This window comes from Thermomonas sp. XSG (assembly GCF_014678725.1).
Lineage (GTDB): Bacteria > Pseudomonadota > Gammaproteobacteria > Xanthomonadales > Xanthomonadaceae > Thermomonas.
Map to the genome: position 1 here is coordinate 480,006 of NZ_CP061497.1, position 10,677 is coordinate 490,682.

The window sequence follows — 10,677 nt, forward strand, 5'->3', positions numbered from 1 at the left end:
AACCTTGTCCCGGTCCTGGTACCAGGCCGCAACCGGGGCGCAAACATCCGACGACGACGCCCCTCCAAAAAAGAACCGCCAGCTTGCGCCGGCGGTTCGAGGGCATTGCTGCGGGAATCGATCAGAAGTCGTAGCGCGCCATGAAGCGGATGTAGCGCGGTGCGGAGATCTGGATCTCCTGGTTGTAGAACTGGTTCGGCTGGTTGCGCGTCGCGGTTTCGTAGCGCGGGTTGAAGCCACCCGCCACCTGCCGGTTCAGCACGTTGATGATGTCCGCCCCCAGGGTCAGCTTGCCGTCCGCCCAATGCGGCACGTAGGCCACGTTGAGGTTGAGCTGGACGGTCCACGGCGCCGTGCCATGCGAACCGCGCGGCGAGATGCCGTAGTCCGCGGCGGCAGGCGCATAGCCGGGACGCGGACTGCCGTTGGGCAGGGTCGGCGTGGTGCCGGAACCAGCCAGCCCGCAGAACCAGTAGGCCGCACCCGAATAAAGCCCCGCATCCGCGGTCGGATAGTGGCTGGTGCAGTTGCGCGGCCGGCCGGATGCGGCGATCAGCGTCGCGCCGGTGCGCCACTCTTCCGTCCACTGGTAGTAGCCGAATGCCTTGAACTGGTGCTTGCGGTGGTTGGGCAGCAGGCCGTTGGACCCCACCATCAGCTGCGGCAGATCCCAGTCCTGGGTGCGGCCGACGTCGGTCTGGCCGCCGTTACCGGTGTCCAGGTCGGAGGCGAGCTGGCCTTCCGTGTTGCCCCAGTTGCGCGAGAAGGTGTACTCGGCCTTGCCGTACCACTTCTTGTCGAACGGATGTTCCGCGAACAGGTCAAGCGCGTAGTACTTCCGCTTCAGGCCCGGGAACCCCAGCTCTTCGGCGGTGAAGGTCTGCTCGGTGTAGGTGCCGTCGGCGTTCTTGAAGATGAAGGTATTGGTCTCGCCCGGGTTGGCGTTCAGGCACTTGCCGCGCAGCTTCACGCCGCAGATGTCGTCGATGGCGCTCTTGAGGTCGCGGAAGGTCGCCTTGGCGCCCCACGCGAAGCTCTCGGAGAAGGCGTGCTCGAAGCCGAGGATGTACTCGTACTGGTAATGCGACTTCAGGTTCTTCGCGGTCGTGGTCAACGGGTCCGGCGCGGTGTTGCACTCGAGGTTCGAGGACACCATGTTGGAGCCCGGGCACTGCACGGGGTTGTTGGGCGCGAGCGGAATGAGGGTCAGGCCGGTCGGCGCACCGGTGACCGGGTCGACCCCGGTATAGGTGTAGTACTCGGAGGCGTTCAGCGAAGCGGCGGCGCCGCGGATGGCCGCCTGGTTCGGGGTCGCCAGGTGGTAGCTGCCGGCGTTGCCGAACATCTTGAAGCTGGAATCCCCGCGGACATCCCAGGAGAAGCCGATGCGCGGATCCAGCTGGTTGCGCTGCGAGATGTACGGGCGGCCGATGCCGTCGTAATTGGTGAACTGCTCGTTGCGCAGGCCCAGCGAAAGCAGCAGGTTGTCGTTGACCTGCCAGCGGTCCTCGATGTACTGCGAAGACTGCTCCACCTTGGGATCTGCGTTGGCGGCGCGGAACTGCTTCTGCACGAAGTAGCCCTGCGCCCCCAGTGCACCGCCGTTCGCGGACGCCGGCGAGCCAACCCCCAGCGATGCGTCGACCGAGGTGGTCGGCGTGGCGGTCTTGCCGTAGGTGTAGCGCACCCCGCCAGCCATGCCGTTGTGGATGGACGCCTCGGCGTTCTGGCGCTCGTAACCCACGCGGATCTCGTGATCGCCCAGTTGCCACGCAAGGTCGATGCGCCAGCCGTCCGTGTTCTCTTCCGGCTGGGTCACCGGATAAGCGGTGCTGGTCGAAATCTGGCAGCCCGCCGGGTAGGTGACGCCCGGCGCCCGGTTCTGCGTCGCGGCGACCACCTGCGGGCAGTTTGGGTCGATGCCGTCGGTGATGTCGTTGTGGGTGATCTTCTGGCGCCCGTACAGCGCCGACAGCGTGAGCGTGTCGGTCAGGTAGCCGGTGTACTTGCCGACGTAAAACCGCGAATTGTTGTCCGCGGTCGAATGCGCGGTCGTCGTCGTTCCATGCGAGAAGTCCGCATAGTTGAACGCGTAGCGGCTCGAGTCCGTCTTGTTGCGATCCTGGATCGCGGTGAACTCCAAGACGTGGTCGTCGTTGATGTTCCAGTCGATCTTGGTCATCCAGTTCGGATAATCGAGCCTGTACTCGCGCCAGCCCTGGTTGGCGGTGGCACCGGTCGAAACCCGGGTCGACAGCACTTCGGTGCCCTGGCGGCGCTCCTGCTCCGCGTTCGCGTAGAAGAACAGGCGGTCCTTGATCAGCGGACCGCTGATGTATCCGCCCACCAGGGTGGACCAGCTGAGGTTCTCGTCGCGGTACTGGCTCAACGTGCCGTCGGTCCGCTGGTCGGCGGAGCGCGTGCTGGCATCGACGGTGGTGCCGTTCGGCAGCTTGGCCGGGCCATTGACCGGATACCAGCCGGTATCGGCGTAGTAGATGTCACGCGGCGCCGCGCGGGTGCCCTTGGGGATGATGAAGGTGTAGACCCCGCCCTTCCATTCGTTGGTGCCGCGCTTGGTGACGAGATTGATGACGCCGCCCGTGGACCGGCCGAATTCCGCACCGTAACCGCCGGTCAGGATCTGCTGCTCGGCTATCGCGTCGAACGGCAGGCTGGTGAAGCCGACCGAGGTGAGCGGATTGGTGACGTTGTAGCCGTTGATGAAATAGGCGTTTTCGGACGAGGCCGAGCCACCGAAGCTGGGCACGCCGCTGTAGCTGTCGTTGCGGACCACGCTGGGAGCAAGCAGCGCCACTTCGGTGACCGAGCGGCCGATAGAGAGCTTGCTCAGCTGCTCGGCGGTCAGCACGGTGCGGGTATCGGTCTGCGACACGTCGATGGTGGGGATCACGCTGCCCATGACCGTCACGGCATCGAGGGTCTTGGCGCCGTCGCCGGCCGGTGCACTGGCGAACGACACGTCCGTACCGCTGGCGATGTTGACGGTGACGTTGTCGCGCACGGCGAGGGTCTGGCCATCTTTCTGCAGGGTGACCTTGTACCGGCCGTTCGGCAGGGAGGTGACGCGGTAGCGGCCATCGGCGTCGACCGGGATAGTGCGCGTCTGCCCGGTGCCGAGATTCTCGATGACGACCGATGCACCCGAGGCACCCGGCGCCTGGCCGAAGATGCTGCCGGTGATATTGGACTGGGCGTTGACCGTGCCGGCGATGCACAGACCCAGCGAGAGCGCGAGCGCGGAACGCCTCAGCGCTCCTTGAAGACGATTGCTACGCATTGAATTGTCCCGGAATAGGTTGAAAGGATCCCCCTGCCCGGCATGCCCGGGCAGGCCAGACTCTACTCCTGTCAAAACCATTCCGTAACCAACATTTAACCCTAATGAAACATTTTTTGCGGGCTTGCGGCACCGCCCCCCGGAAGCCGCCGGTTGCGGAGTCTGCCCCCTCCCCGCGAGCGTTCGGTGCAGCAACCTGTCCATGGCAACCCATGCATTCCGGCACGGGTGACGGCCTGCGCACGGTGCTATTCCTGCATGCTCTCCCTGCCGGATGAACCCCCGATGCGCCTTGTGCTGCCGTTCCTGCTCGCCTCGCTGGCCGTGCCGGCCTTCGCCCAGACTCCTGCGGCCACCACCGCGCCGCCGCAACCGGTGAATTTCACCGTGCCTGCCGCCGCGGCGCAGGACGTGGCCAGCATCGATGCGATCATCAAGGCGCTCTACGAGGTGATCTCGGGACCGGTGGGCCAGGCCCGCGACTGGAACCGGCTGCGCTCCCTGTTCGTGCCCGATGCCAAGATGATGCCGGTCGGCTTGCGCGCGGATGGCGGTGCCGGCATGCGCCTGCTGCGGGTCAATGACTACGTGGCCCTGTCCGGCCCGATGCTGGTCGAACGGGGCTTCCGCGAGACCGAGCTTGCGCGCCGCACCGAACAGTTCGGCCACATCGCCCACGTCTTCAGCACCTACGAGGGCAAGGTCGAGGGCGGCGCGTCGCCGATGCGCGGCATCAACAGCATCCAGCTGATGCATGACGGCCAGCGCTGGTGGATCGTTTCGCTGATGTGGGAAGCGGAGAACCCGAAGCTGGCGCTGCCCGCGCAATACCTGCCCGCCGGCAGGTAAGCGCCGCTCAACGCACCGCCTGCCGGGCCTCCTTGCGCTCGGTGTCGATGATGTCCTGGCGCTTGGCGCGCCGCGCCTCGTCCAGCGTCTTCGGATCCGCCCGCAGCAAGGGTTCGATATAGCGCGCACGCAGTTCGTCCGCCGCGCCGGCCTGCCCGCGCTTGCGCAGCAGGCCTTCCAGTTGCCACGCGGCATCGATGGTGCGGGCATCCTCCGGCCCCAACGCCACGTCGGCCAGGGCCAGGAACTCTCGATAGCTGGCGATGGCGAGTTCGGACTGCCCCACTTCGTCCGCGGCCTGGGCGCGGATGATGTAGCCCATCAACAACTCGCGATGCCGCTCCCCCAGCACCTGCCGGGCGGTCGGGAGGTAGCGTTCGAGCTGCGCCAGCGCGTCCTGCGCGCGCCCGGCCTGGTACAGGGTGGCGGCGCGGTTCAGCTGGATGACCATGGTGTCCGGGTGCGACGGGCCCAGCAGGCGCATCCGTGCGTCGGCCACCTGCTCCTGCAGCGGGATCGCCCGCGCGAAGTCGCCCGAGCGGGCGTAGACGGTGGACAGGTTGAGCAGGCCGCGCAGCGTCTGCGGATGGTCGGCGCCCATTACCCGGGTGCGCGCGTCGACCACCGCCTGCGCGATGGGCAGCGCCTGCGCGTTGTCGCCACTGTCGCTGAGCATGTTGGCGAGATTGCCCAGCTCGCCCAGCGTGGACGGATGCGCAGCGCCGAGGCGCCGGGTCTGGATCGCCGCCAGTTCGCGCTGCATCGCCACCGCGCCGGCCTTGTCGCCGGTCATGATGCGCATGATCGCGAGGTTGTGCTGGGCACCGAGGGTGTCGGCATGGTCCTTGCCCAGGGTGGCGGCGCGGATCGCCACCACCGTTTCCAGCAGCTTGCGCCCTGCATCCGGCTCGCCCATCCGCCCGAGCAGCGTTGCCAGGCTGTTGGTGACTTCGGTCGTGGCTGCATCCCGCTCGCCCCGCAGGCGGATCGCGTCGGCGCGCAACGCCTCCAGCAGCGCGCGCGCGCGCGGACGATCACCCAGCGCGGCGATGGCATCGGCCTGATCAAGCCGCAGCTTGATCCGCAGCGGATCCCCGGCCGGCAGCGACGCGGCATCGCGCAATGCCGCGTCCGCCAGCGCCAACCCCTCCTTCGTGCGGGCAGCCTCCAGTAGCGCGCGGACCTGGGCCTGGCGTGCCTTGAGGGTGTGCGGCGCGGATGCGCCCAGCGCCGTGGTGCGGTAGTCGGCCACCTGCGCGAATCCCGCCGCGGCTTCGACCGGCAGTCCCAGTGCCAGGCGCACCCGCGCCACCGATTCGCGCAGGTCGGCGGCCAGCGCCGGATCATTGGCGAAGTCGTGCTCGATGGCGCGCTCGGCATTGGCCAGAATGCTGCGGTCGATCACCGAGCGCGCAAGATCCTGCGTGCTCGCGCGCGCCAGGCCGCGTTCGAACGCCGCCGTGTCGCTCCCCGCCTGCCGCGCCACCTGGGTCCGCAGGTCGCGACCGATGTCGATGCCCATCGCTTCGATGTCGATGCCTTCCAGCATCGACTGCTGGAACGCCGCTACCCTTTCCAGCTGCACATTGCGCTGCTCGGCAAGGGCACGCTGGGCACGGGCCTGGAGCAGGCCGTAGACCGACAGGGCCAGCCCGCCGACCAGCGCCAGCACGACCGCCGTGACGGCGACGAGGCCGGTGCGATGGCGCTGCGCGAACTTGCGCCATACGTAGCCGCGGCCGTGCGGCGCAGCCAGCAGCGGTTGGCCGTCGAGGAAACGCTGCAGGTCCTCGGCCAGTGCGGCGGCGGACTGGTAGCGCTCGTTGCGTTCGAAGCGCATCGCCTTCGCCACCACCCAGTCCAGCTCGTTGCGCAGCACCCGCCGCATCCGCGGCAACGGTTCCCGCCGCGCCTGTGCGATCCGTCCGGCATCGACTGGCGACAGAGTCGACAGCTGCTCCGACGGTAGCCGCAGCGTATGCGCGCCGCTGGCCGCGGTTTCGCCATTGGCATTCGGCCGCTGGCCCGTCAGCAACTCGCACAGCACGACCCCCAGCGCATACACGTCGCTGCGGGTATCCACCAGCGCCTGGTCGCCCCCGGCCTGCTCCGGGCTCATGTAGTCGGGTGTACCGGCGACTTCGCCCCCCGGGCCGGATGCAGTGGCGGTGGCAATCCCGAAATCGATGATCTTCGGCAGCGGCCGGCCGTCGACCTCGTCCACCAGCAGGTTGCCGGGCTTGAGGTCGCGGTGGATGACGCCCTTCTGGTGCGCGTGCTGCACGCCCTCGCAGACGCGCACGAACAGGGCGATGCGCTCGCGCAGCGACAGCGCGTGCTGGTCGCAATAGGTGGTGATGGGGCTGCCGGCGATGAATTCCATCGCGAAGTACGGATGGCCATCGTCGGTGGCGCCGGCGTCGTAGATCTGGGCAATGGCCGGGTGGCGCATGCGCGCCAGCAGCTGGCGCTCGACCTCGAAATACGCCACCCGGCGCGCATCCATCCGCTGCGCACGCAGCAGCTTGAGCGCCACCGTGCGCCGCACCGGCTGCAGCTGCTCGGCGCGGTAGACATCGCCCATGCCGCCGCGCCCCAGCAGCGATTCGATGCGGTAGTGGCCCAGCTGCACGCCGGCGGCAAGCGTCTCGCCCTCGGGCATCGGTGCCCGCGGCGCAGCCTCGAGCAACTGGGTGCGTTCCGGATCGTCCGGCGTGTCCTGCGTCATCGGTAGTCTCCCCTGCCCCGCAATTCTAGCTGGGGGCGGCCAGTGTCTTGTGCTGGCGTTAAACTCGAGGGGTTGCCACCATCCCGATGCCATGAGCACCCCCGATCCTGCCCCGCACGACACCACCCAGCGCACGCTGTTCAGCGAGGGCCCGCTGCGTCCCGCGCCGCGGCCGGCCTGCGTGGTGGTGATCCATGGCGAGGGACTGGGCCGGCGCGCGGATATCCACGCCGAACCGGTGCTGATCGGCCGATCGCCGGAGGCCGACCTGTCGATCCCGCACAAGAGCGTCTCGCGCCAGCACTGCCGGATCTGGCGCGACGGCGACACCTGCCGCATCCAGGACCTGGGCGCCACCAACACCACATGCGTGAACGACGCGGGCCTGCAGGGGGAAGCGGTGCTGGCCGACGGCGACCGCATCACCGTGGGCGAAAGCATCCTCAAGTTCATCGCCCAGGACAGCGTGGAGGCGCGCTACCACGAAGAGATCTACCAGCTGGCGGTGAACGACCCGCTGACCGACCTCTACAACCGCCGCCATTTCTGCGAGATGGTGGACAAGGAAATCGGCCGCGCCCTGCGCCACGGCCGCCCGCTGGCCCTGTGCATCATCGATGTCGACCTGTTCAAGCCCGTCAACGACCGCTACGGCCATATCAGCGGCGACGAGGTCCTGCGGCGGATCGGCGCGCTGGTGCACGCGCACGCCCGTGGCGAGGACGTGGCCGCGCGCATCGGTGGCGAGGAATTCGCCCTGCTGTTGCCGGAGTGCGACCTTGCCGATGCCGGCGCGCTGGCGGAACGGCTGCGCGCCGCGGTGGCCGCGGAGGTCTTCGCGCCCGGCGGCGAACCGCAGCGGATCACCATCAGCATCGGCATCGCCGGGCTGGCCGCGGGGCGTGAAAGCCGCAGCACCCTGATGGGCGCTGCCGACGTGGCCCTGTATCGGGCCAAGAGCGAAGGCCGCAACTGCGTCCGCATCGAAGCCTGACGCGGGCGCAGGGGGATCAGCCGGGCCGGGGGGCCCGGTAGCGGGTGTCCACGTAGCCATCGATCAAGGCGATGAACTCCTGCGCGATGTGTTCGCCGCGCAGGGTGACGGTCTTCTCGCCGTCCACGAACACCGGCGCCGACGGTGCCTCGCCCGTTCCCGGCAAGGAGATGCCGATGTTGGCGTGGCGCGACTCGCCCGGCCCGTTGACCACGCAACCCATCACCGCCAGCGTCATGTTCTCCGCGCCGGGATGGCTGATCTTCCACTCCGGCATCTTGGCGCGCACGTGCTCCTGCACCACCTTCGCCAGTTCCTGGAAGAACTCCGAGGTGGTGCGGCCGCAGCCGGGGCAAGCCGTCACCATCGGCGTGAACGCACGCAGGCCCATGGTCTGCAGCAGTTCCTGCGCGACCACCACTTCCTGCGTGCGCGAGGCTCCCGGCTCCGGGGTCAGCGAGATGCGGATGGTGTCGCCGATGCCTTCCTGCAGCAGCACGCCCAGCGCCGCGCTCGAGGCCACGATGCCCTTGCTGCCGATGCCGGCCTCGGTCAGCCCGAGGTGCAGGGCGAAGTCACTGCGCCTGGCCAGGTCGCGGTACACCGCGATCAGTTCCTGCACGCCGGACACCTTGGCGCTGAGGATGATCTTCTGCGCCGGCAGGCCCAGCTCCACCGCGCGCTGCGCCGATTCCAGCGCCGAAAGGATGAGCGCCTCGCGCATCACCCGGCCGGCGTCCCAGGGTTCGGCGCGCTGCGCGTTCTCGTCCATCAGCCGCGCCGCCAGCGCCTGGTCCAGCGACCCCCAGTTGGCGCCGATCCGCACCGGCTTGCCGTAACGGATGGCGAACTCGATCAGCTGGGCGAACTGGGTGTCCTTCTTCTTGCCGAAACCGACGTTGCCGGGGTTGATGCGGTACTTCGCCAGCGCTTCGGCACAGGCCGGTTCGTTCGCCAGCAGGGTGTGGCCGTTGTAGTGGAAGTCGCCGATGATCGGCACGTGCACGCCCATCATCGCCAACCGCTCGACGATCCGCGGGATCGCGGCGGCGGCCTCGGCGGTGTTCACCGTCACCCGCACCAGCTCCGAACCCGCGCGCCACAGCTCGCCGATCTGCCTGGCTGTGGAGGCCACGTCGGCGGTGTCGGTATTGGTCATCGACTGCACCACGACCGGCGCGCCGCCGCCGACCTGCACGCCGCCGATTTCGACAGGGCGGGTGATGCGGCGGGCAAGCGGGCCGAAGCGGTCTGGATCGAATGTGGTCATGCGGGCATTTTAGCCGGTGCGGCGCCTGCCCTCGCGCGGCCAGCCCCACGATCCGGCCCGGCAACGTGGAACAGGGCATTTCGCTACGATGCACGGCATGCAGCCCGCCAACGTCCTCACCCCCAGCCAGCTGAACACGCTGGCACGCGACCTGCTGGAAGGCAGCTTTCCCAGCGTCGTGGTGGAGGGCGAGATCGGCAACCTCGCGCGGCCGTCGTCGGGCCACCTGTATTTCACCCTCAAGGACGCGCGTGCGCAGGTGCGCTGCGCACTGTTCAAGCCCAAGAGCCAGTGGCTGAACTTCATCCCGCGCGAAGGCCTCAAGGTGCTGGCGCGCGGCCGGCTGACCCTGTACGAGGCACGCGGCGACTACCAGCTGGTGCTCGACGGCATGGAGGACGCAGGCGAAGGCGCACTGCGGCGGGCCTATGAGGAACTGAAGGCGCGGCTGCAGGCGGAAGGGCTGTTCGACGCCGCCCGCAAGCGCGCCCTGCCCGCCTTCCCGCGCCGGATCGCGGTGCTGACTTCGCCCTCCGGCGCGGTGATCCGCGACATCGCCAGCGTGCTGCGCCGCCGTTTTCCGCTGCTGGACGTCGAGCTGTTGCCGGTACCGGTGCAGGGCGAAGGCGCAGCCGCGCGCATCCGCACCATGCTGCTGCGCGCCGACGCCAGCGGCCGTTTCGATGCCATCGTGCTGGCACGCGGCGGTGGCTCGCTGGAAGACCTGTGGGCCTTCAACGACGAGGCGCTGGCGCGCGCGATCGCCGAGTGCATGACGCCTGTGGTCTCGGCGATCGGCCACGAGACCGACTTTTCCCTGAGCGACTTCGCCGCCGACCTGCGCGCGCCGACGCCTTCGGCCGCCGCGGAACTGCTGGCGCCCGACGCCGCGGGCCTGTCGGCGCGGCTGGCCGCCCTGCAGCGACAGCTGCAGGCGCAGCAGGCCAATGCCCTGCGCCAGCGCATGCAGCGCTTGGATCGATCGATGCTGCGGCTGCAGGCGCAGCGTCCGCAGGCGCGGCTGGAAGCGTTTGCGCGCCGCGCCACGCAGGCACGGCAGCGCCTGCACAACGCCATGCAGCGGCGGCTGGAACGCCAGCATGCCGTGCTGCGCCACGCCGACACGACCCTGCGCGCGCAACATCCGCAGCGACGGCTGGAGCGGCTGCGGCAACGGCTGGCGGAACTGCGGCCACGCCCGCATGCACTGCTCTCCCGCCAGCTGCAGGCCCTGCAACTTCGGCTGCAATCGCTTGAGCACCGTCCGCGCGCGCTGCTGGCCCAGCGCCTCCAGCACGACGCCGTGCACCTGCGCGGGCTGGCGCGCTCGCTGCATGCGATCAGTCCGCTGGCCACGGTGGCGCGCGGCTACAGCATCCTGCAGCGCAATGACGGCCACGTGGTGCGCAGCATCGACGAGGTCGCTGTCGGCGACCAGCTTCGCGCGCGCGTGCACGACGGCGAACTGGCGGTGCGGGTGGAAGGGGCAACCCCGGCGCGCTGAGGCGAGGCTGCCGGCGCACCGGCGCTATGCG

At 68.8% G+C, this 10,677-nt stretch carries 6 protein-coding genes; 3 read left to right on the forward strand and 3 right to left on the reverse strand.

The window, feature by feature from the left end:
* Positions 1–121: 121 nt before the first annotated feature.
* Positions 122–3,301, reverse strand: a complete 3,180-nt coding sequence (locus ICG51_RS02200; RefSeq protein WP_190281423.1) for a TonB-dependent receptor — start codon at positions 3,299–3,301, stop codon at positions 122–124.
* A gap of 285 nt (positions 3,302–3,586) precedes the next feature.
* Between ICG51_RS02200 and ICG51_RS02205 the strand changes: the two genes are divergently transcribed.
* Positions 3,587–4,150 carry a hypothetical protein gene (locus ICG51_RS02205; protein WP_223809495.1) on the forward strand — a complete coding sequence of 188 codons (564 nt, stop codon included), beginning with the start codon at positions 3,587–3,589 and terminating at the stop codon, positions 4,148–4,150.
* A 7-nt stretch (positions 4,151–4,157) separates the two neighbouring features.
* On the opposite strand, the gene ICG51_RS02210 is transcribed toward ICG51_RS02205, so the two are convergent.
* Positions 4,158–6,878 carry a serine/threonine-protein kinase gene (locus ICG51_RS02210; protein ID WP_190281425.1) on the reverse strand — a complete coding sequence of 907 codons (2,721 nt, stop codon included), beginning with the start codon at positions 6,876–6,878 and terminating at the stop codon, positions 4,158–4,160.
* Positions 6,879–6,969: 91 nt separating this feature from the next.
* On the opposite strand from ICG51_RS02210, the gene ICG51_RS02215 reads away from it, so the two are divergent.
* Positions 6,970–7,872, forward strand: a complete 903-nt coding sequence (locus ICG51_RS02215) for a GGDEF domain-containing protein (RefSeq protein WP_190281427.1) — start codon at positions 6,970–6,972, stop codon at positions 7,870–7,872.
* 16 nt (positions 7,873–7,888) lie between these two features.
* On the opposite strand, the gene ispG is transcribed toward ICG51_RS02215, so the two are convergent.
* Entirely contained in the window at positions 7,889–9,142 is a 1,254-nt protein-coding gene (ispG, locus tag ICG51_RS02220) for a flavodoxin-dependent (E)-4-hydroxy-3-methylbut-2-enyl-diphosphate synthase (protein ID WP_190281429.1), read from the reverse strand.
* Positions 9,143–9,239: 97 nt separating this feature from the next.
* On the opposite strand from ispG, the gene xseA reads away from it, so the two are divergent.
* Complete coding sequence (gene xseA, locus ICG51_RS02225) at positions 9,240–10,646, forward strand: exodeoxyribonuclease VII large subunit (protein ID WP_190281431.1); 1,407 nt, start codon at positions 9,240–9,242, stop codon at positions 10,644–10,646.
* Positions 10,647–10,677: the final 31 nt, after the last annotated feature.